Here is a 26,496-nt window from a genome sequence, read left to right as displayed (position 1 = left end):
ATCCCTTAGAAAATCTAAGACTACCTATCTAAAATAAAAAGCTTTATTAGCTTATAGTGATGTTTTTTACGGAGTTAGTATATTCCTATTAACTGCTATTGAAGATGAAAATTTGCACGATTTACAACCTTCTAATAAGCTGAAAAGCTATAGAAGCAAGAAATTCTATCTGGTTAAAATAATGTGATTTTAATATGGTTGTCACAGAATAAATGGGAATATTTAGTACAATTGAATGTGAGTGAATTATAAAGTAAAAGAGGGGGAGCACTGCTTGGAAGAAACGATTTATAACGAAGAAGATATACTAAACATGTTAGATTCCTTATTGAGAGAGCCTACACAGTTTTGGAATCAGTTTTATGCTGATCGTAATAAGGGTGTTCCGTTTTTTGCGAATGTACCTGATGAAAACGTAGTTAGCTACTTTGAGAAAAACCTATTTAAAAAAGGAAGAGTCCTTGAACTAGGGTGTGGTCCAGGGCGAAATGCTATTTATTTTGCTGAAAAAGGCTGCGTGGTAGATGCAGTAGATCTATCACAAGAATCCTTGCTTTGGGCAAAAGAACGAGCAAATGAACGGAACGTACGAATCAACTTTATTCATGCAAATATCTTTGAATTGGATATAGAAGAAGGTGCCTATGATATCGTTTATGATTCTGGCTGCTTTCACCATTTAGCTCCGCATCGAAGAATGTCTTATGTCAATTTAGTTAAGAAAGCTCTCAAACCGAATGGCTTTTTTGCGATCACCTGTTTTCTTCAAGGTGGGAAGTTAGGTGGAGCCGAAATATCAGATTGGGACGTTTATAGATTGCGAAGTCTACAAGGTGGATTAGGTTATACAGAGGAGAAATTACGGGCTATTTTTAAGGAGCTAAAGGAAGTAGAGATTAGAAGCATGAAAGTAATCGATCCACCAGGGGATGTCTTTGGTGTACCGGACTTTTTGACCGCTTTATTTCAAAAAAAGAATGAGGAGACATTTAATGACAGAGAAATCAGCATTAGCTAATTTTGAAGAATATAATAATCCAAGTTTATATGATCAAGAGAATGATACATATAAAGATGATGTAAGATTTTTAGAAAAATGGGTATCTAAGACTGAGGGAGTTATCATCGATTTAGCTTGTGGAACAGGAAGAGCGACGATTCCTTTAGCAAAGAACGGACACCAGTTAATAGGAGTGGACCTTCATAAAGGAATGTTAGGTGAAGCGAGAAGAAAAACAGCCCAGCTTGATTTACAAGTAGAATGGGTTGAACAAGATTGCTCCAAATTGAATTTGAACGTAAAAAGTAACCTAATCTTTACAGTAGGGAATTCATTTCAACACTTCCTTACAAATGAAGCTCAAGATGGTTTGCTTAGATCGGTCCATCAACACCTAGAAACGGGTGGAATCTTTATATTCGGAACAAGGTTTCCGAATGCAGACGAGCTGTTGCTACCACTAACAGAGGAATATTGGAAAACTTACTTAGATCAGGAGACTCAGCATAAAGTCGATGTATACACGATTAGCACCTATGACTCTCTAAATCAAGTGCAACACAACAATACCATTAGAAAGTTCATCAATCAAGCTGAAGAAGTAGTGGATGAGATTAGAACAAATATAAGTTTGCGATATGTGTTTCCAAAAGAAATGGAACGAATGTTAAGTGGAAATGGATTAGAAATTTTGAGTGTGTATAAAGATTGGAATGAAACTCCGCTAACGAATGATAGTAATCAAATGGTTTATGTTTGTAGGAAAATTTGATAGAAATTGCAGGGGCTGCTAGCTCAGAATTTCTATGTCTATGAAATCCAATGTGTAAATGTAATTGCCATGATTATTTTTTAAACTTGTGTAACGATACCGAGAAAGCCAAGCTGGATTTCCAATTCGTTGAAGACAAAGGGATGGGAAGTACTTCGAATTATTTGTTATTCCTAAGGACCATACAGATGATCCTGAATTACTAAAGAATCAACACTTTACCTTCTATTATCTGCAGCATTCTAAAATGGTCACTGATTATTAATTATGTAGACTAAATATACTGGGCCTGTCCTCTTGAGCGTTAAGCATTTGGGGAAAGGCTCTTGATACTTTGGCAGGGGCTCACAGGAGAGAAATCCGAATCTGGAATTTTTTTAGTGTTGAGTTTTGTTGGTTTATATTGAATATCCAACATTTGGTTGATTATAATAGTAGTAGGAGGTGAGTATACCATGATGAAAGAACGTGAAGATGATATCTTATGGGATACGGTCACAATATTAAAGGAGCAAGAACGTTTTGAAAACGCCATAGCCTTGTTCAAAAACCTAATCGAACGAACATTTTCAAAACTAAAACTGCGATCGATGTTTTTGGATGAATTCAAGATGGATTTGCCATCTAATGAATTCGTGAACCATATTCGTAAACTGGATAAGGAAGTTTATGAATCTGTAAACAGTAGTGATACTACTCAAGCTTATGAATCATTGGTGGAATACATTGAGAAATTATCAGAAATAATTCCTGGAACAGACCGTAAGAAATTACTAGCCAAAATTTTAGAGGAACAGACACAAAGTTATAGTAGGTCTATGATAGAGAGATATGATTGGGCCATACCTATTAGGGCAGACCAGACTGAAGTCTACACCTCTACAGAAGTGGCTGAAATCTTGGGTGTTTCTGATCAAACCATCAGACGTTGGTGTGATCAAGGAAAATATCTAGGAGCCTATCAAACCCCAGGTGGTCATTGGCGGATTCCGAAGAAGCATTTTAGAGTTTCCCTTGATGAAGCTCGAAAGCGGAATGTCTTTGAACAAAAGTTAAATGAATTTAATGCTAAACATGGGGAGGTAACTGAAGATGAAATCCTCTAATTTTTCCTCTCCTATTGTTTTATTTGATACAACAGTACTTTGTGGGGCGATTCGGGGTGAAGGGATTAATCGACAATTACTGAAATTAGCTGCTCAAACCTTATCGTATAGAGTAGTTATTTCAAGAGTTTGTTTGATGGAATTCATGCGAAATGCAACGTATGATGGAATAAGTGGTGTAACTTATTCAATCGAGATGGTAGAGGGATTCTTAGATATGTTTGTGTATCCGATATTGGAAAACGATCCCGCGGTAAATAGTGTGGTAGGTCGTCATCACTGGGAAATTGTTCGGCGAAACGAAATGAAGATTGGACAAGCCCTCGCGGAAATTAGCGGGCTTTCAACAGAAGAAGCAGTCTGCTTGGCTGAAGAATCCGGAATGCAAAAGCCTTTAAGGGACTATGATGAACAAGATGTTCATGTTTGGGTAACAGCCATTAAAGAAAAATGTTCGTATATTGTAACGAAAAACACGAAACGCTTTCCTGAAGCCATTGGAGAAATTAAACGGATTAAACCGGGTCAACTTTATAATATGATGATGGATTAGTTCAAAATAATATATATATGTATCATCTTCCACTTCAACAACATCCCACCACAAATGAAATTCAAATCATCCACCATAATTAACTCACCATTTCATATTTATCCATATAGGTCAGTCAAGGGTTTTTTAACTTTACACACTATAGAAAGTGTAAATTAAGGCAAAATACAATACTAACTAAAATGGCCAAGGTATAGAATTCCCAATACCTTGACCAATTTTTTATCATTATATATTTTCTTCAGAAAGCTACATCAAATCATTTTTCATTTACTAAACCGTAAATGGTCTTTGTTTTTCTTCTTTTTTCTTGTTTCTAGCCTTCTTAATCATAGGCATTACCCAACGGTCTAATCCATATTTACCTGCATTGTAGCCAGCCACCATAATGATAAATCCCATCAGGATGTCAGTTGGATTATGACTAACGGTTCCAGCGAGCATAAAGGCGAAGTTCATCAATACACCGAAAAATGCAGCTGCAGTTGTAAAGCATCCAAGTATTAAACCTAAACCTACTAACAATTCACCCCAAGCAACTAATATGTTAAATACAGATACATTAGGCAGAGCAAAAGTTTCTAAGAACGTGACATACCATCCATATACCACACCATCTGGGCCAGCTACTGGGTTTGCGATGGCTCCTTTTAAATAACCAGTCGCATCAAATCCTCCTGTAACTTTCCCCCAACCTGCCACCATCCAAGCAAACCCTAAATAAATTCGTAAAGCTGTTAACAGATACGCACTAATTTGATTGTTTCTTATGAAATTAACCAACATTATGGTTTCCTCCTGCTCCCTTATACGGGAAGTACTTTACCTATTGTTTTAAACTATTTCTTACTTATAACTTACATCATGGTGCTTTACCTCGCTGTGATGGGAGTCACACATCTTGGAAAATTTTACTTTTTTTTTTAGGTATTTAAGTATCAAGTGGTTGATATTCATTATGGAGATGTAGTCGTATAAATATCGTGGAGTGTAAGTAAAAGGAAAAATAAAAAGGCTGTTTTCGCATACTTTGTTGCTATTTCACAAAAAATGAATTTATATTGGGTCCGTTGACTTCCGCTCCAATCAACTCAATACTTTAACAATGCTAATAAAATAACAACAATCTTTACCAAAAGAGCCAATAAAAAAGAACCACAATCGTGATTCTCTTACAGTTTCTATTAAGGTAGATCAAGTAACAGAAAACATTGATCGTCCACGTTCAACGTTGTCTGCGTTTTTTCTTCCAACGCTAATGCTAGTTTTTCTCTTACCTGTTGTATGGACAGATTCCTTGTTTCTTTCAAGAGTTCTTTTAAATCATTCACCGCTATAAGATCTGATACTCCGTCTGTGTATAGAAATAATCGGGAACCTTCAATGTAGGAGCATGATTCTTGATGAAAGGTAAGTCCTTGCATCACGCCAATAGGTGGTGAGATGGAAGATAATTCAGTTTGGTTTCCATCTGGGTTTTGAATAATACCGGAAGGATGACCAGCATTTAGATACGTTACTTTTTTAGTAAATACATCTATTTCTACATATAAAAGGGTAGAAAAGTGTTGTAAATCATGTTGGTCCTGAAATAATAAATGTAAATAGGTATCCATTTCTTGAACAATTTCAAGAGGAGAGCTGCCATTAGAGACTAAAGCTTGAAATAATGATCGAAGCGACATCGATATAAGTGCTGATGAAATGCCGTGCCCCATGACATCTAGAAGGATAATCCCGTACTTATTTTCACCAACTGGATAATAGCCGAAAATGTCTCCTGACAGATCATTCGAAGCGGTATAATAACTCTGAATATTGATTTCCTTCTTGTTCATAGATACCATGGTTGAAAGCTTTTGGATGTTTTTCGCTAATGATAATTCTTCTTGCATTTGCTCCTGGTACTTCACATTCTCAACTAACAACTGTTCCACTTTTTTAAAGGCTTTTTCTTTATCTTGAAGAGCAACTTCTGCTTCTTTTTTTGCTAAAATGATCTCATTTTCAAACTTGTCTCGATTCTCCACTTTGATTAGCACACATTCGTTTACAAATTCATCTGCCCTTTTTCTGCGGTTTCCATTAAGCAGAATGGGGATCTCCCTGCCATCTTTGGCTTGGAGAGACAAGTATAATTCCCGAATAGATGACTCAACCTTGAGCAAGGGTAAGATAAACATCTGATAAAAAGCTTGCCCTGAAAGTGGGAGCAGATTATTGAAATGTTTATCGATTATTTCATGTTTTTCATATCCCAATAATGTAGCTAGTGTTGCGTTGACCATCGTAACAATTCCGTCATCACGGAACGACACATACCCACACGGTGCTTCATCTAAAAGTGGTTCCATATTAATTCCTCTTCTCTACACACCTATTTCTAAATAGTTCTTTATGACTGATATTGTTTCATCAGGGTGACTCATATGGGGTGAATGCCCGGTTGCCTTTAAGTAAACGATCGAACTGTTTGGTAGATTTCTATGAACATATTCACCAACTTCTCTTGGTGCAATAGAATCATCAGAGCACTGCATAACTAACGAAGGCACAGTCGCCTTTTTTAAATCTTCTCGGTTATCTGATAGAAACGTTGCCTTGGCGAAATTTTGAGCAATCACTGGATCTGTGGAACAAAAGCTCTCTTCCAATTCTTGCTTGAGCTCAGGGCGGTCTTCATTTTTTACAATGACAGGAGCTAATGTCTGTGCCCATCCAATATAATTTTTCTCCATTAAAGTAAGTATTCCGTTAATTCCTTCTTTAGTGAATCCACCTTTGTAGTGGGGAAGGTCATCAATATAACAAGGAGACGGACCAACCATCACGAGCTTACTAAATCGTTGTGGCTGTTGAATAGAAGCTAGTAATCCAATCATACTGGAAACAGAATGACCCACAAAAATTATATTTTCTAAATTTAAGTATTGAATGACATCCAACACATCCTGGGCATATCCAGAAAGGGTGCTGTACTTATTTATGTCATAACAAGATAGATCGCTTTTCCCTGAACCAACATAATCGAATAAAATGACTTGATACTGTTCTTCAAACGCAGGTGTAACAAATCTCCACATTCTCTGATCACACCCAAAACCAGGTGCAAATAGAATAGGTTGCGTACCTTTTCCTGTAATAGTGATATTATTTCGTTGAACAATGTTGGTATTCATATCGATCATCCCTATTAAATATTTTATTTATCATGCTTGCTTTACTTATACTAATCAATCAGTTCCTACATCATATTATACCTAATTTCATTGCATTATGTTTTGAATTAATCCATTTGAAGCGTGTAACTAATTGTTTTGGCCATTATTTAGAATTCTTACATAGTTGTTAACTGAAGTTATTCATTAAAAGGATTCAGGATGTGATGGGGGATAAATGGGAACGTCTTTTTCATTCAAGGAAAAAATAAGTAGCCAAACTAAAAAGATCAAGACATGGTAGCGTTCCATGTCTTGATCTCCGTAACTATGCAGCAACCGCCTTACGGTTCTCCTCATCCTTATTAGGAGTGTCGGGATTGTTGGGAGTTCTTACCATCATCTTCTTAATCATCGGCAACACCCAACGGTCTAAGCCGTATCGCCCTGCGTTGTATCCGGCCACCATGATGATCATTCCCATCAGAATGTCAGTAGGGTTTTGACTCACTGTTCCAGCAAGAACGAATGCGAAGTTCATCAGGACTCCGAAGAATGCAGCAGCTGTTGTAAAGCAACCAAGAATTAAACCTAAACCTACTAAGAATTCACCTAGTGGTACGATGAAGTTAAAGATTGCCACGTTCGGTAGAGCTACATTTTCTAAAAATGTAACATACCAACCATAAACAATTCCATTCGGGCCAGCGACAGGATTAGCAATGGCTCCTTTCAAATACCCTGTTGCATCAAATCCACCACCGGTAAGTTTTCCCCATCCTGTCGTCAACCAAGCAAAGCCTAGAAACAAGCGTATAGCCGTTAAAATATATGCACTAATTTTATGAGTTCTTATGAAATTTACAACCATTTTAATTTCCTCCTATTTCCCTTATAGGGAAGTGATATTGTGAAGCGATTCACAAATTATTTTGAACTAGTTCGTACTTATAATTTACCTCATCATGATTACCTTCGCTGTGATATCAATCACACGTCATAAATAAAGGATAAAGTTTTTAAATTGTCGAAGTAACAATCATGCATTTACATAAAACCGGAGTGTGAGAAAAATGATTGATTTAAGTTATAAACCACAAATTATGGGAAAGAAAATAATTATAAGGCCTTTTAAAGAGGGAGACTTCCCTTATATAGAGGAATGCTTGAAGGACCCAGAAGTGATTAAACTAACAGGTAGTACCCCTGATTTTGATAGGGAATCTATTTTCAAATGGTACCAAACAAGAAATGAGCAAAATGATCGATTAGATCTTGCGATTGTGGATTTGGAACAAGATATCTTAGTGGGTGAAGTAGTAGCAAATCTCTATGACGAGAAAAGTCAAAGTATGAATTTCAGAATACTGATTGGACCAAGAGGAAGAAACCGAGGCTTAGGCACGGAAGCGACTCAGCTGTTCATTGATTACATCTTTCAAAACACGAAACTGAATCATCTAACATTAGGTGTCTATGCCTTCAATCCAAGAGCTAAGAATGTTTATGAAAAAATTGGGTTTGTCGTAGAAAGCATCGATGAAAACGAATTAGAATACGAAGGAGAATGGATCGACTCTATTACGATGCAATTAACAAGAGAAGAATGGCTAAAAAGACAAACGTAACAAACTAAGCTTGGTGATAAACCAGGCTTAATTTATTGGCTTATTTTTAATTATTTCTACAAATCTTCACAAAACCCAACGTATACATTGTGTACATTTTACATCTTTGGAGTTAATGGATGAGCCTAATTACACAACTTATGTAATTAGGCTTTTAGTCCGGGTGGGTTATTTCTTAAGCTTGGAGAGTTTCTTTGTGATTTCCGTGATTTCCTTTTCAACCTCGTAAAGGTTGGTTTGCATTCTTTCCCTGCGACCTGTAAGTACACTTAGCTGTTCCTTCAGTTCCTTTTCTTTTTTTTCACTCATCAGTTGCTAATCCCCCATTAAAGTTTGTGATCGCTTGGTCATCTTAGAGCCAATACTAAGATAGTTTCTCTCATTAAGCCTCATTTATATAGAACAAATTTTTATTAAATCTAATTTTATTATGAATAGAGGGTCGGCTATTTCGTTTGATGGATCATCTTTTCACAAATCTAATTAACTGAACAAAAGATTTAAAACAGGTAATAATGCTCCAAGATTTTATTCCACTTTAAAATCAAATTGGAATTGTATATCCAAAAGGTTGTCCAATGGCGTATAATCTCTTTTGTGTGTTAAAAACAGCGAAGAGGTAAAACATGAGATTAAGAGACTGGGATTTAAACTTAAAGGTTCGTTTATGTGGTGAGTTTTTTGTTAATGTATTGTTTTGGATGTTTTTCCCGTTTATGGCCATCTATTTTTCCGATGAGTTTGGCAAGGACAAAGCAGGTTTATTATTAATTTTGTCCCAGGTATTTGGGGTGTTTGCTAATTTAGTGGGGGGCTATTGTGCAGACCATTTCGGTCGTAAGCGGATGATGGTCATATCCACATTTGGGCAAGGTGTCTTCTTTTTGATTTTTGCCTTTGCGAATTCGATTTGGTTTGAGTCCGCCGTAATTAGCTTCATTTGTTTTACGGTGATTGGGGTGTTCGGTTCTTTTTACTGGCCAGCCAGTCAAGCGATGGTAGCTGATGTAGTGGAGGAGAAGAATCGGAACTCGGTGTTTGCTATTTTTTATACAGGTATTAACATAGCGGTTGTGATTGGTCCTATTGTTGGTGGGATTTTCTTTTTCGAGCACCGTTTTGAATTGCTGATGACAGCAGGTCTCACAAGCTTTGTAATAGGATTTGTTTTACAAAAGATGGTGACCGAGACCGCACCTTCCCTTCAAAATCAGGCTGTGAAGAAAATAGAGAAAGAAACTTGGATTGGTGCTATTACGAAGCAGGTTGCAGACTATAAGGTTATTTTTCAAGACCGCATTTTTTTATTATTTATTATCGCAGGTGTATTGTCAGCTCAAACCTTCATGCAGCTAGATCTTCTAATGGCTGTTTATACGAAAGAATTAGTTCCACTCCAAACATTGATTGGCATTGGTGATTGGCGTCTTGAACTTGGTGGAGAAAAGGCGTTTGGTCTAATTGTGGCCTTTAACGGGTTCATGGTTGCGTTATTAACGGTGGTGATTACTAGGCAGGTAGATAAATTTAGAGAACGAGATGTGTTTATAGCGTCGGCCCTTCTTTATGGAGTAGGTATTTTTCTATTTGGACAATCGACCATGCTTTGGATTCTATTAGGCGCAATGGCTATATTCACGATGGCTGAGATTATGGTGGTGGGGATTCAGCAGAGCTTTGTTTCGAAAATTGCACCTGATCACATGCGAGGCCAATACTTTGCAGCTGCAAGCTTACGATTTTCAATAGGCCGAACCATCGCACCGATCTCGATTTCCCTTTCAATGTGGGTGGGGTATCAGTGGACGTTTGTGATGCTGACGGTACTTTGCGTAATTAGTGCATTGATTTATTTTGCGATGTATCAATTGTTTGAGAGGCAGAAGAAGCAAGTGGTTGAAAAGGTGTTAGCTTAGAGTAGTAGTCTCCGGTTTCGGGGGCTTTTTTTAATGTTAACGAAGTACTCTCCGATCAGAAGTCTGTTAATTAAGTAACAAGCGAAATAACCGGACATTTTCCGATTAAATTAGGAATGGGACTCTTTTGAGGCTAAATAAGGGGAGTTTTTCCGGTTACACCATGAAAACTCCCCCATTTTTATGTTTTTTGAGTAAATAGGCGGAATATCGAGACCGTCGATTAACTAATAAATCTCCCTTTTTCACAAACTGTGTCAAGATCCTCTAATTTACTCACACCTCACTCCATATGTACGGTAAAATTTAAATATATCTAATGTATGGAGTGATTGTGATGGCACACATTCAGTATAAAACATTTGGTCAGTTAACCTTTTCAGATTATGAAGTCTTCTCTTCGGTTCCTCCACATCCTTTCTGGAGTCGAATCGATCAAGTGGTTGACTTTTCCTTCGCAGATCAACTCTGTGCACCCTTGTATTCCCCCAAGGGACAACGTCCGTATGCTCCTTCCTTAAAATTAAAGATTCATTTTTCGCAACGCTATCACAATTACTCAGATCGTGAAATGGAAGAGGCCATACTTTATCATCTCCATTTAAAACGTTTTTTGGGAGTACCTGTATCTTTTACCGGATTCGATCATAGTACTTTAGGAATGGACCGAGATCGCATGGGTTCTGACCTATTCGATGCCTGTCATCACCACATCCTTGCCCAAGCTTTGGCCAAAGGGCTATGGGGGAAAGAAAATGATCGCTGGCTGATTGATTCCTTTCATACGTATGCGAACATTGCGAAGGTGGGAGCTTACCGTTTAATCCAACAAGGAATCCTTCAACTTGTTCAACACATCAAACGTACATATCCAAAATTGTATACTTCACTTTTACAAGACTGTGCGCTCAACAGCTTTCTGAAACGACTCTCCGACCGAACTCCTGAAAATGATCGATTGGTCTTATTCAGCCGCCTGGTGGTAGAAGCCTATAGTCTGTTACATTGGCTAGAAAGTGAAAAGTTAAAACCTTTATTCTGGAAATGGGGGAATACAAAACAACAGCTTCGTTGTTTGGAGCTTCAAGCCATCCTCTATCAAATTTTACAAGAGAACACCAAACCGATTGATTCAGATAAGCCCGAAGGCGCCGAACAGGAACCACTTCAATACCAAGAATTATCCAGAAAAGAAAAACCACAAGATCGAATCCGAAGTGCCTATGATTCAGAGATCCGGAGTGGATACAAATCGAAATCCATGAAGTTTACCGGAGATAAAGTCCAAATGATAGAGTCAAGAGAGAACGGATTAGTCTTGAATACCGAACCCATCCCTGGAAACGAGTGGGATGGGGATCGTCTTGTCCCGATGGTGAAGGAAGTGATCTATTATCACGGGATAATACCGAAACAACTCATCGGGGATACATCCTATGGCACTGGTGAAAATCGCCAGAAAATACAAGAGATGAAAATTTTAATGACCGCTCCTATACAAAAATATACAAACCCAACGGGTTTGTTAGATAGCGATTGGTTTGTTTATGATGCAGAATTGGACGAGGTCACCTGTCCTCAAGGGTACTCGACTTCAAAAAAGGTGCGAAATAACCCTAGTCAAGGCTATCAATTTAAATTTGAAGAGAAAACCTGTCAAACTTGCCCATTATTTAAAAAATGTACGACCAATAAAAAAGGACGAACCGTCTTTATCAGTGATTTTTATGAAATCATGGAACAAGGAAAATCCCATAATCTAACCAAGGCTATCAATTTAAATTTGAAGAGAAAACCTGTCAAACTTGCCCATTATTTAAAAAATGTACGACCAATAAAAAAGGACGAACCGTCTTTATCAGTGATTTTTATGAAATCATGGAACAAGGAAAATCCCATAATCTAACCAAGGCTGGAAAAAGTGCATTAAGAGCGCGATACGATGTGGAAAGAACAAATCATGAAGCTGCCAACCATCATGGACTCAGGAAACCAAGAACGAGAGGAAGAGAATCATTAAGGATCACGTCCAAATTAACGGCCATGGTCATCAATGTGAAAATTATGGTAAAGAAATTAGCTGAACCCATCCAACCCATTTATCGTTACAAAAAATGCGAGAATCGGGTAAAGGCCCCCGTCTGCCCAAATTAGGAAAATCAGGAACAGTAGAAGGCCTAATAAAGGGAAAATACATAAAAATTACTGAAAGTTTGTGAAAAAATCTATAAGATTTCACAAAGTATGTGAAATAAGGGTTAGAAGCGATATAAACTACAACTTAATCGACGGTCTCATATCTCCGGCTATTTAAGCTAATTTCAACCCTATTTGCTAATTAAGGGAAATTTCTCCGTCTATTGCAATTCCAATAAAAGATCATCCTGACTCTGAGTCTTATTAGCTTCTGTTAATGTTAATCGCTCTCTTTGACTCCACCTGATAGTAAGTTATATGAAACCTTTTTCTTAAAAATCAACTCCCGATCCACATATACCTTACAATTCAAGCTCACTAAGCCGCCCAATTTGACCTTTACTAACCGTGTTTGATTCTGTTCCTCAATCGTACCAGTTAACGTTTGAAAAGGAATCACCCAAGAATACCAACCTGTTCTCTTTTTCTCCGATACTAAATGTCCATTGATGTATAACTGTTCATGATTATATCGATTAACAATTTGTAGCTCGTTATTTCCATAAGTTACATTCCACGTTTTCTCGAAATCCTTCTTTGCACTTTCTAGCACGTCATCCCATGTTTCTTCAGGCTGCTGGTTAGATTCCTTTTCTTCCGTGTTCTTATTTTTCTTAAGTCGACTAGAAATCCATTCAGTGAAGAAAATAAAGATAAATATGCCTATTATGAAGATAAAAACATTTTCAAAAATAGTACCTGCTGTAATCTCACCGTAAAAATAGCCAATTATAAAAAATACTACTAAATAAAAAATAAATTTAAACAATGTGCCACTCTCCCTGTTAAAAATCGTAACTTTATTCATCTAATTATAACATCTATAAATTTCCTAAAATATTACATATTTTTCAAGTGGTCTGAAATGTAAGTTCATCAAAAAATTAAGTGCGTATTCTCAGAGAAAATTGGTTAAAATACATCCGAATGGATTGATTAATAACCTGGAGGATAAACGGATGTCTGATCTAGAACCAGTAGAATATGAAATAGGTACAGCGATACGTGATTACGATATTATCGACATTAAACCAACTGAAACTGGATATGAGGTTACGCTTGATGTGAACTTGGACAGTGGCTATTCCTTATCCAAAACGGTGCTCGAAATATCAAAGGAAGACTTAGAAGGATATGAAACGCAAGAAGTAGAAGAAGGCATTAAATATGCATTAGGATTTTTTAGTTAGTTGAATTCCGGTAAATATTTTAAACAAAGAAGAGTGTAACCAAAAGTCACACTCTTCTTAAAGTCACTATTGTTTGTGATGAAAATAATCAACAAAAGCATTGAAGATCTCAATACTCTGGTAAGAAAGTAAAGAAAGAGCCGTTACTGAAAATACAGTAGTCATAATCATTCTGAACAACATCATATGGAATCCTCCTCAAATTTTAATTTGATATCAAAAATTTAAAGGAGTGCATCCACATAATTAGAATGATAGTAGCGAGACTTTAATAATCTATAAATTCTTGTACATCTAATCAGCAAGTAAAGCTGATTGGCTAGTTGAATAACTAGAAGCGTAGAGAACAAGATTCCAATGGAATATATAACTTTGCCTTTTAGATCATCATCAATGGGTAACGTATCAGGTACTGAAATACTTAGATTTTCGACATCTTGTACTACTGCATCAAATTGATTATGTTCGATTTGATGTACAGTTGAAAAAATTAAAAGCGAGTATAGTAGGACTAGAAAACTAATACACTTTTTCATCACTTCACTCACCCTTAATGGAATATATCCAATATACATGATGAACCTAAAAATGAATACACATATTATATGCTAATACAGTCAAAATGTAGAACTGAACTGCTTGTATTTGTTTTTTTAAACTGACTGATTCATTCTCCCAGCTACATGCCACAAATCTATTGAGTATCAATTACGAAAAAAGATGTCTGATAGATCATCATAATTTTGAAGGTAAGTATTGATGTATCAGGGATTTTCTTTATAGTAGAAGATATAATTATTTAATACATAATATAGGGTGATTAGATGAGTGACAAGGTTAATAGAGCAATAGAAAAACAAATGATTCATGCCTTACAAGGGTTACAGGAATATAGCAGAAAGCAGAAAGAGAAACAGTATAAAAGAAACTGGGGACAAATTAATGTTCCTTTTACCCTAAATGAAGGTCTTAGAACATATACGAAGACTGAATTGGATGGAATAAGAAAAAGATTAAACATACCTAATGCAAGTCACTTGAAGAAGGAAGAGCTTATTTCCTTATTAGAGGAAAGAATTCCGAGGAATCTAGAATTTGTTTGCCAATATTGGGATATCGAGCGCTTTAAGATGCTATTGGATTTGGCAGGTAATGGTGGGCATATGATGGCACCAGATTTAGAGGCTAGTCAAATTACCTATCTTCGTGAGTGTGGCTTTTTTTACACAGGTACTTTAAATGGCAAAAAGATATTGGCTGTACCTGTTGAACTGATTGAACCAATCACAGCTTTAAAAGACAATTTGCAGGTAAGAGCAAAGGTTAATCGAAATACAGAATGGATTAAGCTTACAGCTGGTCTTTTATACTATTATGGAACGTTAGAGCTTCAACAGTTAGAAGAAATGATTGAAAAGTATACAAAAGAAAATCTTCATCTTAGGGAGTACCTGGATGTAATCCACGAGTTGAAATCTTATCGAAAGGTTATCAGCATAAGTAAGGATGGCTACTCCAATAGTAGAGTGTTTGACCCAGTAAAAGTAAAGAATGAGCACAAGATGCGAAAAGATGTTTCTTTTTATCCATTTACTAAGCAACAACTACTTACGGCTGGTGAACCAGGTTTTGTTGAAAGGAATCAAAGCTATCTTCAATTGGTCAGCTTTCTTACAAAAAACTTTGAGGTTAGTAAGGCGGAAGCAGACGACATTGTAGAAGAATGTGTTTACGCTAATAGAGTGGGAGAAAGTCCGAACCATATTATGCAGTTCCTTGCTAATAAATTTGAGTTTGATCATATCGAGGCTGTTAGAGCATTAATGGATCATGTTGTTTATTTAATGAATAACACAAGGGAATGGTTTCTTAAAGGGCACTCCTCAATGGAGTTGCGTAAAATGGAGAAATCTGAGTTACCTTTGAAGCAAACCACCAGTAAAATAGAAGTTAAGATAAGTAGAAATGCATTGTGCCCTTGTGGAAGTGGGAAAAAGTTTAAGAAATGTTGTGGGAAGTGAGTTTAGGAAACGCCTTATATAAACAAGGTATATCAATCTTAAAATCTAGAAGAACAATTTTTTGATAAATTGTTCTTTATTTTTTTGCTGAAAAGAAAACGGATTGCTAATTTTCTGAAACCTTTTTATCAGATTAAACGTAATACATGAAAGGAAAAAATGGGGAGGTAGTACCATGGGGAAAATGAAATATGTAATCTTTACGCTTATTGTGATCGCGATTGAATTCGGGATATCCTATCTTGTGAATCAAATGACAAGCCTTCACCTTTTAGATGCGATGTTCTATGTAGCGATCGCTTTTAGTGTACTATTTATCTTTTTTTCTAGTAGCGGTGGAATGACGTCTAATACAAATGAAGCCAAGGTAGCGACCAGTATAAACGGCTCCAAGAGCAATTATCAAATGAATTATTCTTCATTTTCGTTAGGCTTAAATCCACTTGTTCTCGGTTCGGTCTTATTTTTCGTGATTGGAATTGTTGTTAGCTTGTTGATGTAAGAAGAAGGGGCCAAAGGGGTGCTGTGAAATACATGGAAAGTATATACAAAAATTGGTATATTAGTAACGATATGTATTTTACTTGAAAAGAGGGTACCATTATGGCAAAAACTCTAGAAAACTTACATTCTGAGGTTATAGCAGAAGCGAAAAAGGGGTTTCCGATTCTGTTAGCAGGTTCAATTGTATTTTTTGTTTTTACTTTTTTACCGTTGTTTTTACCAATGGAAGTGGTTCATTTAGTTTGGATCTTTGGATTAGGGGCAATTTTTCCACTGGGATTATTACTCAGCAAGCCTCTTGGTGTGGATTTTTTCTCGTCTAAAAATCCTTTAGGTACGTTAGGTGGCATTATTGCAGCTCCACAGGCATTCTTTATTCCCGTCTTTATTATCGTTTATCAAAATATGCCTGAGTACCTACCGTTTACGATTGGTTTACTTGGAGGTTCACACTTTCTTCCTTATATGTGGATTTATAAAAGCAAAGCCTATTTGTTTGTGACGTTAGCAGCTTGTATTTCATCCTTTATTTTAGGTGGTTGGTTAATTGACCAGGCATTTACGCTTGTCCCGATTGCTATTTCGCTTACTTATTTAATCGGGGTCCTTCTGATTCAGAAGGAGTTAAAAACAGAGAGCGTTACACCCCCAGCACTTAAAGCCTAATTTGGAGATGGTGTTTTGTTTCATTTAATGTTGATTATTCATATTGTAACTGGCTTGATCTGTCTCATCAGTGGTATTTTTGCAATGTCTTATAAGAAACGTAAAGGGAAGCATACGGTAGCGGGTGAGATTTATCATGCATCCTATGTGTTGGTATTTGTAACTTCCGTTACGATGTCCATTTTACACTGGGAAGAGAGTGCCTATCTTTTCTATATTGGAGTATTTTCCTATGCGCTTTGCGTTCTAGGGTATGTGGCCGGAAAAAGAAGATGGAAAGGCTGGATTGTAAGCCATATTGGTGGAATGCTAGGTTCCTATATTGGGATTGTGACGGCAACTATTGTCGTGAATACTCCAAACATTCCAGTGATCAATGAGGTGCCGGTGCTGATATTCTGGTTCTTGCCAACGATTATTGGAACACCGTTTATCTTTAAGGTGGCGAATCGTTACAAACCTCGTAGTAAAAAGGGGATGTCTTTAAGGCTGTAACATAGGGCGTGAGGTAGTAAGGAGTATAAAATGAAAAACCATACGAAGATTGGAAAAGTAATCTATTGGCTAGGCTTTCTAGTATTTATGTTTGGCATTATGTTTAATGAACATATTGGTATACTTGGAGAGGAGTCTAGCGAATTCTCTTCTTACTCTATACCTGCCATCATAATCGGGATCGTGCTAATCGTTATAACCAATTTCTTTAAGAAAAGTTCAGGGAATAGATGAAAGGGTCTGAAGTGAAATGATGATTCTCGAAAGAGTAGCAGGTGTCCTCATTGTTATTTTCATACTTGGATTATGTCTTTTTATTGTGTTTTGGAGTGCAAGTCAGCTGTTTAAGATGTCCCAAAAGTCAAAACGAAATCAGGATACTAAGCTTCATTACGAAATAGAATCTCTAAAACAACGAGTAGAGTCGCTGGAGAGAAAAGAGAAACTGAAATAGAGCGGTTGAGCGGACAGAAGAGAGCCTTATTCTTCTGTCTTTTTTAGTGATTTTTCATTTTCGCGGAATTACGTAAAGAAATCGTGGAATAAACAAAAAAATCGCGGAATTAATGGTTGTTTTCATGGAATTATAGAAAAAATCACGGAATTAGCTGTAATTTTCGTGGAATGATCGAAAACAGGGTTTGGAATGATGACTATACTGCCAGTCCGCAAACGGTTATAAAGCTGAATAACATGAACTAGACTCCAAGTCATCCAAAATTAAGATTAAATGGACTTTTTTTGTAAAAAGAAGGAGTTATATAGATGTTTATGGAAGGAATTAGTACGACTAAACTAAATAAGAAGGTGTAACTGAAACTATGAAAAAAGCGCTACTAGTAATTGATGTACAGAATGGAATTGTTAACTTTGGTGATTTTGAACAAGAACTTTCCAAAATGGAAAAGGTCATCAAGGATTTTAAGGATCAGGAATTGCCCGTTATTTTTATGCGACATATCGATGAGATGGAGGAAAGTCCACTTTACAGAGACTCAGCTGGATCAGAATTACATGATTCATTAAAAGAATATGCTGACTGTGTCATTGAAAAGCAGACGCCAAGCTCATTCTATAAAACTGAATTATCCGATAAGCTAGAGCAATTAGGAGTAGAACATGTATTTATAGTTGGATTCAATACTGAATTTTGTTGTATGTTTACAGCGATTGCCGCTTTCGACCGAGGATATAAAGTGACCTTTATAGAAGAAGCGACGGGTACTGTGAATACAGAGGAGACCTACGAAATGAAAGGTCTTGATATAAAAGATTTTGTTGGGACTGTCCTGCACTGGTCCGAGACAATTGAAGTGTTAGATTATGAAGAGTATGTGGAAGAATATAAGTAAAATAAAATGGTTTATGATGAGGTGCATGTAGATGCATCTTTTCAAGGGAAGAGACTTAAAAAATCACTGGATTCAAATATAATCCAGTGATTCTTTGTGTCTTTTGGACCACTCGCTGGTTTATAAGAATTATAACTATGAAAAGGATTTTAACTTCATCCAATCTAACGTTTCTTTTAACCCTTCTTCATAGGGTGTTCGTGGCAGGATACCTATTTTTTGTTCATATTTGTCACCACATAGAAGTACAGGTGATTCTTGCAAATAGGTCATTTCTAGAAACTCCCTCATAAATGGGGAGAAAAGGGCAACGAAGCGAAGCATATTCTTGGTGACGATCGAAATCTTAAGCTGGTAACCTGTTAGTTTCCTAATCATATTGAAAAGTTCCTCACCTGTGATGGAATGGGTAGCAGGAATATTCCAGTTTTGATGGTAAGCATCATCACGAATAGCTAATTCAACCATAGCTTTTGCTCCATCTAATGTATATAAAAACTCTCTTGCTACATCAGGTTTTCCTACAAAACGTGCCTTTTTATTGAGAACAATATGTTTCAATGTTTCATGTAAAATGGTACTTTCAGCATTAGGACCATATAAATCAGGAAAGTGAACAATTAAGTAAGGAAGGCTACTTTCCTTTAATTGTGTTTCAAGCTGAAGTCGAAGCTTTCCTTTTTTCGTATGAGGTTCCTTATGAGTTTCTTCGCCAATCAGGATTGATGGCTGACTACCATAAGCATAAATATTATCAACATGAGCAACCTTGCAATGATGGACCTGGGCAGCTTTTATTATGTTCTCCATACAAAGGGGATGATGTTCAGCCCATTCCTGATAAGGAAAGCTAATGGCATTAAAGATGACCTCGACTCCTTCTGCTGCCTTCATAACCTCTTGTTCGATTAACACATTACCAACATGAATTCTAACCTGATTCATTCCGTCAAATAGTCTATTTAATTTATCTTCATTCCTAGAAAAGGCAATCGTTTCAATTCCTCTTGATGCTAATTCCTTCACTAATGCATAACCCATTCCACCTGTTGCTCCTAATACTAATACTTTTTTCATATTAATTCCTCCTTTTAATTAACCAGTGGTTAATAATATTCAAAAAAATACCTCGTAGGTAATTTTTCAATTTGACTGTTTTCATATAGAGAGTTGCTTTACGTAAAAATCAAGATGTTGCTATACTTTAAGAGAGTTGCTCTTTTCTAATCAATCCTCCATTTAGCTTATATAAAAATGGTGTACAGCCAAATTGAATGACACGAAAGCCAACAAAGTCTTAGAAAAGAGCCTTATTTATAGCCTTTAAAATGAATTGAACATAGGCATCTGCTTCCTCTTTTGCTTCTTCAAAATTGCTAACATAGCCGATATGATGAGACACAAAGCCATGAAGTGCGATAAAAGAAGAGTAGATTTCTTGAGCAGTAAGCGTCTTAACGGAAAGCGAATCGACTGCATGGGCGAATTTTTGATAACTGGTGGTAGCAGCTTCTTGGCAGAGACTGTCTACTTCAGCATTCTTCTTCATAAACATTAACTCATACTGACTTTGATGATCTAACCCAAACTCAATAAACCGAAGATAAACCAGGTAAAGCTGCACGTCATGATCCTGAGGGTCATTTAAGGTCTCTTCCAGACGTTTGTTTAAAACATGGAAGCTTTCCTCCACAATAGCGTAAAATAATTCGGCTTTGTTCTTAAAGTGATAATAAAGAGAGCCATGTGTACAGCCCAACTCTTTAGCGATGGCTCGCATAGAAACTTGCTCAAAATCTTTTTCACTGAATTGAATACGAGCTATACTTAAGATCATTTCTCTTGTTAGTTCCTGTGAAGCTGGTTTACGAGGTGACATACCTTAACTCCTTTAATTGACCATTGGTTAATTGTATTTTATTCCAGATTTAGGAATAATGCAAGGGGGATTTTAATCTTTATTAAAGGCTCCTTTTCTGAAACTATTGAGTAAAATAGCTTCCTAATTAAGCAGGATTGATTAGCGATTTGTGGAATTTCTCTGTATAGCAGTTTGTTTGAAGAATGAAAGTTAGGAGAATTTTTGAATATGATTAGACTTGCTAAAGAAAGAGACATTACTGAATTAATTCAAATGAGATGGGACTTTACGATTGAGTATGATGAAAGTAAAAAAGATTCATCATTCGCAGACTTTGAAAAAGAGTGCCGTTCCTTCTTAGAAAGTGCCATAAAGCAGGATCAATGGTTCATATGGGTGGCGGAGGAAGAGGGGAAAGTTGTATCACATATATACATAGAACTCATCCAAAAGGTTCCACGTCCAGGTAGAACAACTCATCCATTTGCGTACATGACAAATGTATATACTGTTCCAGGTTATCGGAATAAAGGAATTGGTAGTGAAATGCTTACGGTTATTAACAACTGGATTAAAGAGAACAAGTATGAATTTGTGATCGTATGGCCAAGTGAAGACTCTATTAATTACTATAAGAAGAATGGTTATGTTCACTGCACAGAGCCTATGGAGTACTTTCCTTCATAAGTTTTTGTGAAAGGAGAAAATCATGTTACCTTACCCAAGACCAACTAGTAGAGAAGAAAAGATAGACATGATTGACAAGATTAAGGATAGATTATTAAAAGTTTATGGTGACGAGGTGTTAGCAATTGGAGCATATGGTTCTATCGCTTTAGGGACGGATGGTCCCTATTCTGACATTGAATTGCATGTCGTGACAAGAGATGGAACGAGTCTTAAAGGCTATGAATTTGTATATGATCCATTCAAAATCGAAATTAGTTTTAAACAGAAAAAGAAATTATTGGAACAGGCCGTAGAAGTAGATGATTCCTGGTCCATTAAAGCTGGAGTATTCACCAATATTTTAGCAATCTATGATCCTAAGAATATATTTGAAGAGTTGAGAGAACTACCGTTACAGGTATCCGATATAGCTATTAAAAAGGTAATGCGGGAATTTATGATTTGGGAACCATATGAGACGATGGGGAAAATCAGAAATAATTATGTAGGAAAGAACGTAAGCTATATTCCGATGGGAGCTACAGACTTAGTTTGGCAAACCTCTAAACTTATTGGGTTGGCAAATAGACAGATTTTTAGTACAAGAGCTAGGGTGTATGAAGAATCACTTGTAATGAAATCAAGGCCTTTTGGTTTTGAGGAATTAGTGCGTAAGGTTATGGAAGGGAAACTAGGGGATATAGAACAAGTCTATACTCTCTGTGAGAATTTATGGATGGGTCTGAATGAATGGTATGAGGAATTAGGGATTACTTATAAATTAAACAAACTGCCTTTTTAATTTCTATTTGGTTAAAATTAATATATACAGGAAGGAAGTGAACCACATGGATTTCGAAACGGTAATGCAGGAGCTAGAAGCGCTCGGTAAGGCACGATCTAAAAAAATGTACATATCCAATGGTGCACACGAGCCGGTTTTTGGGGTAGCTACAGGGGCAATGAAACCATTAGCTAAGAAAATTAAAATAAATCAACCTTTAGCGGAAGAGCTTTATGCAACAGGTAATTATGATGCCATGTATTTTGCAGGAATCATTGCGGATCCGAAAGCTATGACGGAGTCCGATTTTGAACGTTGGATCGAGGGTGCATATTTTTATATGATTTCTGATTATGTGGTTGCCGTCACATTATCTGAATCACCTCTTGCTCAAGATATTGCTGACAAATGGATTGCGAGCGGTGATGAATTGAAAATATCAGCGGGTTACAGCTGCTACTGTTGGCTACTAGGAAATCGTAAAGATCATGAATTCTCTGAGTCCAAGATTTCCGATATGCTTGATCATGTCAAGAAGACCATTCATGAAGCGCCCGAACGAACGAAATCTGCGATGAATAATTTTGTGTATACCGTGGGGGTTTCTTATTTACCACTACATGAAAAAGCAGTGAAGACTGCAGAGGAAATAGGTACAGTAGAAGTGAGACGCGACGAGAAAAAAAGCAGTCTCTTGAACGCTCGCGAAGATATTCAAAAGCAAGCAGATAAAGGAAGACTTGGTTTTAAGCGCAAATATGTAAGATGTTAATAGAAATTAAGCCTTGCGTCTAATCAGGGCTTTTTCTATGGTCAAGAATAAAATGGATTAAAGAAAGGAAAAGTTATGAAAATTAATTTGATTATTTTTATAACCTCTACAAAGGCGGGAAATGAAAATAGCAGGTCGGAAATGGTAATGAAGACGATCGAATCACAAATTCGTCCTGTTAAAGGAGATATCATTGATGATTCTGGATTTGACTCAAGATTTCATAATGGATATGAGGTTGTGAAAGTGACAATAAATTACGAGACAAATGAATGCTATGTGTCTCTAAGTCCATTGGCGATAGAAGTAGAGGAAATAGGGATCGATGATTATTTAGACAAGCTTGTAGCAAATAAGTGGCGTATTGTTACAAAGGAAGAATTATTCAAGTAAGTTTATTTGAGTACTGTACTTACTTCCATAAAAGGACCAGCTAGCTAAAGAATAAAAACTATAAGTTAGGACATTCTAAGGTGTAGTTTTATCTTTGGGAGGGTGCATATGTGGAAACATTTACACCACATTTCGTTATGTTATCAATAAACAGTAGATGGGAAGAAATCATTCGGTTAAAGCTTAAACTGAGAGACTTATCAATCGAACATTGGTTGACTGAAACCTTATTTTCTTTCAATTGGTGGTTACTTTTAATTTCTTCGCTAATATTTTTCATCATTTGGATTAAATTGTTGGACAAGAGAAGAATTATTGAGATTTCTGCATTTGGTCTTTTAATTGGTACGATTACGTTTTTGTTAGACATAATTGGAGTCTCATTAGTTGCTTGGTCATATCCAGATCAGCTTATTCCCTTAATAAATTCAATATTTGAAATCCATAAGATCCATCTTCCTATTATTTATATGATTATCTATCAATATTATAATACTTGGAAATCGTTCTTGATTGCTTTAATGGTCAGTTCTTTTGTTTTTTCTTTTATATTGGAGCCAATAACTGTGTGGTTAGGAATTTATGAAATCTATCATTGGAACTACTTATATTCTTTCCCCATTTATATTGTAGGTGGGATCCTAATAAGGTGGGCAATACTGAAAGTGAAAGTGATTGAAAAAAATGCTTAAAGCACCGTGACAATTCACGGTTCTTTTATTACTGCTGTTTTTAACCAAGTTATTTTGAATGTGGAAGATAGTCCTCTATAACAACTAACTCATTACCACTCATTTCATCTTTTGTTTACGGTCCTCAAGTTGAGGAGGCTCTTCCATCCAACCATTTTTAATCATGATCTTCGCACCTTTATGAGCATATTCAAATATATCTTTCATGAAAATCCCCATTTTTGCAGGTAGATCATTACGTAAACTAAAAGCAGTACCTAATGAGCTGCTTCCCATAGAGAAGCTACAAAAAAGGCTTGTACAATACATCATTAACTTATCAGAGAATGGAGCTACAGTTGAATCAGTTGCATTTCCACCTGGTGTCTGAGGAATGGCCAGATCTACTTCAATCATAACTTCACTTATTTCCTTTATAATGCCTTTAGCAAGCTCTGCGCCCTCATTAAAGAACTTTTTTACTTCAACATCGTTCGCGCACTGTCCAAACCCTAGAATCATCTGAACGCCTGTAAGATTTGATTCAATTGCTTTATGAAGATGAGCAACCTCCACTGTATTTAAAGTTCGTTTTTGGCTAAAAGGATTAAGTGCTACTGCAGCTAGATAACTATTGTCTTTAACAAACTCAACTGATTTTGGCATCGATACGTAAGGACTTCTAACCAGCAGCCCCTTTTCAAGCAAATATTGAGAGCAAATCCTGAAATACTTTTGAGTGAGAGCAGTTAGTTCTTCAAACAACATAGTGATGTCTTCGCGAAAGGTCATCGTGAAATTTAATGCATGTAACCCTATGCTAATTTCTTTTAAAAGACGAACAAACATAATGTCAAAACCATTATCATATAGCTTTGGTACATCCTTGTTTACATCTTGGGATGTAAATCCTACCGGGATTACCGCCCCTTCTTCTTTATAAATCTGAACAATTTTCTCAACATATTTTTCGAGGTCTGTGTGCAAATTAGTCATAATATCTTTAGCTTTTTCATCATCTGCTTTTTCAATAAAGTACTCTAACATTCGAAGAATCATTGTTTTTTCTTGATATGTAAGCCATAAGGTACCTAATTCAGAAGATGTAATTGCTGCTTTTTCTGGCATGAAAAATCCTCCCTAAAATAGTTAATTTTAGGTTGTGTAATTTGTGGCAGATTCATACGTTCACACTGAATTACAACCACTCTCCCGCTAAATTTTACCCACAAAGTTAAAGTGTTATTTTCTGAGTTTTCCACAAAACACCTTCATTTACTTCAATTAAAATTCCCAATTCGTTCATAATCAACTGTTACTCATCAAAGCAAACTCCTTTAATTATTGACACTACAAATCTACCATGTTACTATTTTTAATGTTTTTAATACGTTAACATATTAGTGATTTACCAAACTAAAGGATAATAACTGATACAACTTAGGAGGATTCATCATGAATGCAGTCATTATTGCAGTAGTAGTCATGCTTGTATTGAGCTTGGCTCGTTTAAATGTAGTCGTTTCATTAGTTATAGGTGCGTTAGTCGGGGGAGTGGTTGGGGGCCTCGGACTTAGCAATACCATTGAAGTGTTTAGTGGAGGTTTAGGTAATAGTGCGGAAGTGGCACTTAGCTATGCCTTACTTGGTAGCTTTGCTGTTGTCATTTCTAGGACAGGCCTGCCGGAAGCATTAGTGAATGCTGCACTAAAAATAGTCGGGAAGCAAGGCGAATCCAAGAGAAAATCGTTATCAAAGGTTGCTATTATTCTTATTCTATTAATCATGTCGATTTTTTCTCAAAACATAATTCCGATTCATATTGCATTTATTCCGATCCTTGTTCCACCTTTATTACTAGTATTCAACCAATTACAACTAGACCGCCGTTTGATCGCATCAGTGATTACGTTCGGTTTAATTACACCGTATATGTTATTGCCTACAGGGTTCGGTGCGATTTTCCATGATATTGTACAAACGAACATGGCTGAAAGTGGGCTCACTATAGCGAGAGAGGATATCCCGGTTGCGATGCTTGTTCCATCAATCGGTATGGTAGTCGGTTTGTTAATTGCTGTGTTCTTCTCTTATCGTAAGAAAAGAACATATGAAGACATCTCTATAACTGAAGAGACGCAGAAAGAATCATATACAGCAACAGGTCTTATTTTAGCAGGAATTGCAATTATCGCTTCATTAATTGTTCAATTATCAACAGATTCCATGATTATGGGTGCTTTAGCGGGGATCATCATTGTCGCCTTAAGTGGGAAAGTAAAATGGAAGGACACAGATACTGTCCTAACAAACGGTATGAAAATGATGTCCTTTATTGGATTTGTTATGCTAGCTGCATCTGGATTTGCTAGCGTTTTAAAAGAAACAGGGCATGTAGAATTATTGGTAGAGCAAGCTTCAGGCCTGTTAAATGGTAACCAGCAACTTGGTATTCTAGTGATGTTACTAGTAGGTTTATTGGTGACAATGGGAATTGGATCATCATTTTCTACGATTCCGATTATTGCTACGATCTTTGTACCATTAAGTCTTGAGTTTGGCTTAAGTCCAATGGCAACTATTGCGATTATTGGTACAGCGGGAGCGTTAGGGGATGCCGGTTCACCTGCATCTGACAGTACACTAGGACCAACATCAGGATTAAATGCAGACGGCCAGCACAATCACATCTGGGATACATGTGTACCGACTTTCCTTCATTATAATATCTTGTTAATTCTATTTGGATGGATTGCTGCAGCGGTTATATTATAAGTTCTAAACACTAG

At 36.5% G+C, this 26,496-nt stretch carries 32 protein-coding genes; 22 read left to right on the top strand and 10 right to left on the bottom strand.

The features are described from left to right. Positions 1–274 precede the first annotated feature (274 nt). The 4 genes from M1D60_RS18935 (at position 275) to M1D60_RS18920 (ending at position 3,431) form a co-directional block, all read left to right on the top strand. Positions 275–1,018 (top strand): class I SAM-dependent methyltransferase, encoded by a 744-nt coding sequence (locus M1D60_RS18935; RefSeq protein WP_456276385.1) that lies wholly within the window; start codon positions 275–277, stop codon positions 1,016–1,018. Then, positions 993–1,772: a class I SAM-dependent methyltransferase gene (locus M1D60_RS18930; protein WP_456276384.1), complete on the top strand. Its 780-nt coding sequence runs from the start codon at positions 993–995 to the stop codon at positions 1,770–1,772. Before M1D60_RS18935 ends, M1D60_RS18930 begins: the two co-directional genes overlap by 26 nt. A 455-nt stretch (positions 1,773–2,227) precedes the next feature. Beyond that, a complete protein-coding gene (locus M1D60_RS18925) occupies positions 2,228–2,878 on the top strand; it encodes a MerR family transcriptional regulator (protein WP_456276383.1) in 651 nt (216 codons plus the stop codon). Next, on the top strand, positions 2,865–3,431 hold the full coding sequence (locus tag M1D60_RS18920; RefSeq protein WP_456276382.1) for a PIN domain-containing protein: 567 nt from the start codon (positions 2,865–2,867) through the stop codon (positions 3,429–3,431). The genes M1D60_RS18925 and M1D60_RS18920 overlap by 14 nt, the downstream gene beginning before the upstream one ends. 273 nt (positions 3,432–3,704) lie before the next feature. Here the strand turns inward: M1D60_RS18920 and M1D60_RS18915 are convergent, their stop codons facing one another. The 4 genes from M1D60_RS18915 to M1D60_RS18900 form a co-directional block, all read right to left on the bottom strand. Continuing rightward, on the bottom strand, positions 3,705–4,217 hold the full coding sequence (locus tag M1D60_RS18915; RefSeq protein ID WP_456276381.1) for a DoxX family membrane protein: 513 nt from the start codon (positions 4,215–4,217) through the stop codon (positions 3,705–3,707). Between the two features lie 398 nt (positions 4,218–4,615). Further along, positions 4,616–5,785 carry a SpoIIE family protein phosphatase gene (locus tag M1D60_RS18910; RefSeq protein ID WP_456276380.1) on the bottom strand — a complete coding sequence of 390 codons (1,170 nt, stop codon included), beginning with the start codon at positions 5,783–5,785 and terminating at the stop codon, positions 4,616–4,618. Between the two features lie 15 nt (positions 5,786–5,800). Then, entirely contained in the window at positions 5,801–6,610 is an 810-nt protein-coding gene (locus M1D60_RS18905) for an alpha/beta fold hydrolase (RefSeq protein ID WP_456276379.1), read from the bottom strand. Between the two features lie 307 nt (positions 6,611–6,917). Further along, entirely contained in the window at positions 6,918–7,460 is a 543-nt protein-coding gene (locus tag M1D60_RS18900; protein ID WP_456276378.1) for a DoxX family protein, read from the bottom strand. A gap of 202 nt (positions 7,461–7,662) precedes the next feature. Between M1D60_RS18900 and M1D60_RS18895 the strand changes: the two genes are divergently transcribed. Further along, entirely contained in the window at positions 7,663–8,217 is a 555-nt protein-coding gene (locus M1D60_RS18895) for a GNAT family N-acetyltransferase (protein ID WP_456276377.1), read from the top strand. Positions 8,218–8,385: 168 nt separating this feature from the next. On the opposite strand, the gene M1D60_RS18890 is transcribed toward M1D60_RS18895, so the two are convergent. Further along, on the bottom strand, positions 8,386–8,526 hold the full coding sequence (locus M1D60_RS18890) for a hypothetical protein (RefSeq protein ID WP_456276376.1): 141 nt from the start codon (positions 8,524–8,526) through the stop codon (positions 8,386–8,388). Between the two features lie 317 nt (positions 8,527–8,843). Here M1D60_RS18890 and M1D60_RS18885 point away from each other — a divergent pair, with 317 nt between their 5' ends. The 3 genes from M1D60_RS18885 (at position 8,844) to M1D60_RS18875 (ending at position 12,287) form a co-directional block, all read left to right on the top strand. Next, positions 8,844–10,133, top strand: coding sequence for an MDR family MFS transporter (locus M1D60_RS18885; RefSeq protein ID WP_456276375.1), 1,290 nt, complete (start codon positions 8,844–8,846; stop codon positions 10,131–10,133). Between the two features lie 337 nt (positions 10,134–10,470). Next, the gene (locus M1D60_RS18880; protein ID WP_456276374.1) at positions 10,471–12,039 is read left to right on the top strand and encodes a transposase; all 1,569 of its coding nucleotides are present in this window, start codon (positions 10,471–10,473) and stop codon (positions 12,037–12,039) included. Then, complete coding sequence (locus M1D60_RS18875) at positions 12,012–12,287, top strand: transposase (protein WP_456276373.1); 276 nt, start codon at positions 12,012–12,014, stop codon at positions 12,285–12,287. The genes M1D60_RS18880 and M1D60_RS18875 overlap by 28 nt, the downstream gene beginning before the upstream one ends. Before the next feature lie 262 nt (positions 12,288–12,549). On the opposite strand, the gene M1D60_RS18870 is transcribed toward M1D60_RS18875, so the two are convergent. After that, the gene (locus M1D60_RS18870; RefSeq protein ID WP_456276372.1) at positions 12,550–13,098 is read right to left on the bottom strand and encodes a hypothetical protein; all 549 of its coding nucleotides are present in this window, start codon (positions 13,096–13,098) and stop codon (positions 12,550–12,552) included. Between the two features lie 190 nt (positions 13,099–13,288). Here M1D60_RS18870 and M1D60_RS18865 point away from each other — a divergent pair, with 190 nt between their 5' ends. Further along, complete coding sequence (locus tag M1D60_RS18865) at positions 13,289–13,519, top strand: hypothetical protein (RefSeq protein ID WP_456276371.1); 231 nt, start codon at positions 13,289–13,291, stop codon at positions 13,517–13,519. Positions 13,520–13,743: 224 nt separating this feature from the next. Here the strand turns inward: M1D60_RS18865 and M1D60_RS18860 are convergent, their stop codons facing one another. After that, on the bottom strand, positions 13,744–14,055 hold the full coding sequence (locus M1D60_RS18860) for a hypothetical protein (protein ID WP_456276370.1): 312 nt from the start codon (positions 14,053–14,055) through the stop codon (positions 13,744–13,746). Between the two features lie 288 nt (positions 14,056–14,343). On the opposite strand from M1D60_RS18860, the gene M1D60_RS18855 reads away from it, so the two are divergent. The 7 genes from M1D60_RS18855 to M1D60_RS18825 all read left to right on the top strand — a co-directional run bounded on the left by M1D60_RS18855 (position 14,344) and on the right by M1D60_RS18825 (position 18,557). Beyond that, a complete protein-coding gene (locus M1D60_RS18855) occupies positions 14,344–15,540 on the top strand; it encodes an SEC-C metal-binding domain-containing protein (protein WP_456276369.1) in 1,197 nt (398 codons plus the stop codon). Between the two features lie 175 nt (positions 15,541–15,715). Beyond that, positions 15,716–16,042 (top strand): hypothetical protein, encoded by a 327-nt coding sequence (locus tag M1D60_RS18850; RefSeq protein WP_456276368.1) that lies wholly within the window; start codon positions 15,716–15,718, stop codon positions 16,040–16,042. Positions 16,043–16,143: 101 nt separating this feature from the next. Next, positions 16,144–16,710, top strand: coding sequence for a DUF7010 family protein (locus tag M1D60_RS18845; RefSeq protein ID WP_456276367.1), 567 nt, complete (start codon positions 16,144–16,146; stop codon positions 16,708–16,710). A 27-nt stretch (positions 16,711–16,737) separates the two neighbouring features. Further along, entirely contained in the window at positions 16,738–17,205 is a 468-nt protein-coding gene (locus tag M1D60_RS18840; RefSeq protein ID WP_456279492.1) for a DUF2306 domain-containing protein, read from the top strand. Between the two features lie 30 nt (positions 17,206–17,235). Continuing rightward, on the top strand, positions 17,236–17,439 hold the full coding sequence (locus M1D60_RS18835; RefSeq protein ID WP_456276366.1) for a hypothetical protein: 204 nt from the start codon (positions 17,236–17,238) through the stop codon (positions 17,437–17,439). A 16-nt stretch (positions 17,440–17,455) separates the two neighbouring features. Further along, positions 17,456–17,659 (top strand): hypothetical protein, encoded by a 204-nt coding sequence (locus M1D60_RS18830; RefSeq protein WP_456276365.1) that lies wholly within the window; start codon positions 17,456–17,458, stop codon positions 17,657–17,659. 367 nt (positions 17,660–18,026) lie between these two features. Then, entirely contained in the window at positions 18,027–18,557 is a 531-nt protein-coding gene (locus M1D60_RS18825) for an isochorismatase family protein (RefSeq protein ID WP_456276364.1), read from the top strand. A 135-nt stretch (positions 18,558–18,692) separates the two neighbouring features. Here the strand turns inward: M1D60_RS18825 and M1D60_RS18820 are convergent, their stop codons facing one another. Further along, positions 18,693–19,634, bottom strand: a complete 942-nt coding sequence (locus M1D60_RS18820) for an SDR family NAD(P)-dependent oxidoreductase (RefSeq protein WP_456276363.1) — start codon at positions 19,632–19,634, stop codon at positions 18,693–18,695. Positions 19,635–19,854: 220 nt separating this feature from the next. Further along, the gene (locus tag M1D60_RS18815; RefSeq protein WP_456276362.1) at positions 19,855–20,436 is read right to left on the bottom strand and encodes a TetR/AcrR family transcriptional regulator; all 582 of its coding nucleotides are present in this window, start codon (positions 20,434–20,436) and stop codon (positions 19,855–19,857) included. A gap of 210 nt (positions 20,437–20,646) precedes the next feature. Here M1D60_RS18815 and M1D60_RS18810 point away from each other — a divergent pair, with 210 nt between their 5' ends. The 5 genes from M1D60_RS18810 (at position 20,647) to M1D60_RS18790 (ending at position 23,728) form a co-directional block, all read left to right on the top strand. Continuing rightward, positions 20,647–21,105 (top strand): GNAT family N-acetyltransferase, encoded by a 459-nt coding sequence (locus M1D60_RS18810; protein WP_456276361.1) that lies wholly within the window; start codon positions 20,647–20,649, stop codon positions 21,103–21,105. 22 nt (positions 21,106–21,127) lie between these two features. Next, positions 21,128–21,889: a kanamycin nucleotidyltransferase C-terminal domain-containing protein gene (locus M1D60_RS18805; protein ID WP_456276360.1), complete on the top strand. Its 762-nt coding sequence runs from the start codon at positions 21,128–21,130 to the stop codon at positions 21,887–21,889. A 46-nt stretch (positions 21,890–21,935) separates the two neighbouring features. Then, positions 21,936–22,643, top strand: coding sequence for a DNA alkylation repair protein (locus tag M1D60_RS18800; protein WP_456276359.1), 708 nt, complete (start codon positions 21,936–21,938; stop codon positions 22,641–22,643). 75 nt (positions 22,644–22,718) lie between these two features. After that, on the top strand, positions 22,719–23,036 hold the full coding sequence (locus M1D60_RS18795; RefSeq protein WP_456276358.1) for a hypothetical protein: 318 nt from the start codon (positions 22,719–22,721) through the stop codon (positions 23,034–23,036). A gap of 110 nt (positions 23,037–23,146) precedes the next feature. Beyond that, entirely contained in the window at positions 23,147–23,728 is a 582-nt protein-coding gene (locus M1D60_RS18790) for a CBO0543 family protein (protein ID WP_456276357.1), read from the top strand. Positions 23,729–23,827: 99 nt separating this feature from the next. Here M1D60_RS18790 and M1D60_RS18785 read toward each other — a convergent pair whose 3' ends face one another. Further along, the gene (locus tag M1D60_RS18785) at positions 23,828–24,835 is read right to left on the bottom strand and encodes a DUF3231 family protein (protein ID WP_456276356.1); all 1,008 of its coding nucleotides are present in this window, start codon (positions 24,833–24,835) and stop codon (positions 23,828–23,830) included. A gap of 327 nt (positions 24,836–25,162) precedes the next feature. Here M1D60_RS18785 and M1D60_RS18780 point away from each other — a divergent pair, with 327 nt between their 5' ends. Continuing rightward, on the top strand, positions 25,163–26,482 hold the full coding sequence (locus M1D60_RS18780; RefSeq protein WP_456276355.1) for a Na+/H+ antiporter family protein: 1,320 nt from the start codon (positions 25,163–25,165) through the stop codon (positions 26,480–26,482). The last annotated feature ends 14 nt before the right edge of the window (positions 26,483–26,496 follow it).

It is taken from the genome of Bacillus sp. AK128 (assembly GCF_053903075.1).
This window is presented reverse-complemented; position numbering and strand designations above follow the sequence as displayed.

Excerpts from the sequence above, each read along its gene's own strand:
- M1D60_RS18930 (WP_456276384.1), top strand. The coding sequence starts at position 993 with ATGACAGAGAAATCAGCATTAGCTAATTTTGAAGAATATAATAATCCA.
- M1D60_RS18925 (WP_456276383.1), top strand. The coding sequence starts at position 2,228 with ATGATGAAAGAACGTGAAGATGATATCTTATGGGATACGGTCACAATA.
- M1D60_RS18920 (WP_456276382.1), top strand. The coding sequence starts at position 2,865 with ATGAAATCCTCTAATTTTTCCTCTCCTATTGTTTTATTTGATACAACA.
- M1D60_RS18915 (WP_456276381.1), bottom strand. The coding sequence starts at position 4,217 with ATGTTGGTTAATTTCATAAGAAACAATCAAATTAGTGCGTATCTGTTA.
- M1D60_RS18910 (WP_456276380.1), bottom strand. The coding sequence starts at position 5,785 with ATGGAACCACTTTTAGATGAAGCACCGTGTGGGTATGTGTCGTTCCGT.
- M1D60_RS18905 (WP_456276379.1), bottom strand. The coding sequence starts at position 6,610 with ATGAATACCAACATTGTTCAACGAAATAATATCACTATTACAGGAAAA.
- M1D60_RS18900 (WP_456276378.1), bottom strand. The coding sequence starts at position 7,460 with ATGGTTGTAAATTTCATAAGAACTCATAAAATTAGTGCATATATTTTA.
- M1D60_RS18895 (WP_456276377.1), top strand. The coding sequence starts at position 7,663 with ATGATTGATTTAAGTTATAAACCACAAATTATGGGAAAGAAAATAATT.
- M1D60_RS18890 (WP_456276376.1), bottom strand. The coding sequence starts at position 8,526 with ATGAGTGAAAAAAAAGAAAAGGAACTGAAGGAACAGCTAAGTGTACTT.
- M1D60_RS18885 (WP_456276375.1), top strand. The coding sequence starts at position 8,844 with ATGAGATTAAGAGACTGGGATTTAAACTTAAAGGTTCGTTTATGTGGT.
- M1D60_RS18880 (WP_456276374.1), top strand. The coding sequence starts at position 10,471 with ATGGCACACATTCAGTATAAAACATTTGGTCAGTTAACCTTTTCAGAT.
- M1D60_RS18875 (WP_456276373.1), top strand. The coding sequence starts at position 12,012 with ATGGAACAAGGAAAATCCCATAATCTAACCAAGGCTGGAAAAAGTGCA.
- M1D60_RS18865 (WP_456276371.1), top strand. The coding sequence starts at position 13,289 with ATGTCTGATCTAGAACCAGTAGAATATGAAATAGGTACAGCGATACGT.
- M1D60_RS18860 (WP_456276370.1), bottom strand. The coding sequence starts at position 14,055 with ATGAAAAAGTGTATTAGTTTTCTAGTCCTACTATACTCGCTTTTAATT.
- M1D60_RS18855 (WP_456276369.1), top strand. The coding sequence starts at position 14,344 with ATGAGTGACAAGGTTAATAGAGCAATAGAAAAACAAATGATTCATGCC.
- M1D60_RS18850 (WP_456276368.1), top strand. The coding sequence starts at position 15,716 with ATGGGGAAAATGAAATATGTAATCTTTACGCTTATTGTGATCGCGATT.
- M1D60_RS18845 (WP_456276367.1), top strand. The coding sequence starts at position 16,144 with ATGGCAAAAACTCTAGAAAACTTACATTCTGAGGTTATAGCAGAAGCG.
- M1D60_RS18840 (WP_456279492.1), top strand. The coding sequence starts at position 16,738 with ATGTTGATTATTCATATTGTAACTGGCTTGATCTGTCTCATCAGTGGT.
- M1D60_RS18835 (WP_456276366.1), top strand. The coding sequence starts at position 17,236 with ATGAAAAACCATACGAAGATTGGAAAAGTAATCTATTGGCTAGGCTTT.
- M1D60_RS18830 (WP_456276365.1), top strand. The coding sequence starts at position 17,456 with ATGATGATTCTCGAAAGAGTAGCAGGTGTCCTCATTGTTATTTTCATA.
- M1D60_RS18825 (WP_456276364.1), top strand. The coding sequence starts at position 18,027 with ATGAAAAAAGCGCTACTAGTAATTGATGTACAGAATGGAATTGTTAAC.
- M1D60_RS18820 (WP_456276363.1), bottom strand. The coding sequence starts at position 19,634 with ATGAAAAAAGTATTAGTATTAGGAGCAACAGGTGGAATGGGTTATGCA.
- M1D60_RS18815 (WP_456276362.1), bottom strand. The coding sequence starts at position 20,436 with ATGTCACCTCGTAAACCAGCTTCACAGGAACTAACAAGAGAAATGATC.
- M1D60_RS18810 (WP_456276361.1), top strand. The coding sequence starts at position 20,647 with ATGATTAGACTTGCTAAAGAAAGAGACATTACTGAATTAATTCAAATG.
- M1D60_RS18805 (WP_456276360.1), top strand. The coding sequence starts at position 21,128 with ATGTTACCTTACCCAAGACCAACTAGTAGAGAAGAAAAGATAGACATG.
- M1D60_RS18800 (WP_456276359.1), top strand. The coding sequence starts at position 21,936 with ATGGATTTCGAAACGGTAATGCAGGAGCTAGAAGCGCTCGGTAAGGCA.
- M1D60_RS18795 (WP_456276358.1), top strand. The coding sequence starts at position 22,719 with ATGAAAATTAATTTGATTATTTTTATAACCTCTACAAAGGCGGGAAAT.
- M1D60_RS18785 (WP_456276356.1), bottom strand. The coding sequence starts at position 24,835 with ATGCCAGAAAAAGCAGCAATTACATCTTCTGAATTAGGTACCTTATGG.
- M1D60_RS18780 (WP_456276355.1), top strand. The coding sequence starts at position 25,163 with ATGAATGCAGTCATTATTGCAGTAGTAGTCATGCTTGTATTGAGCTTG.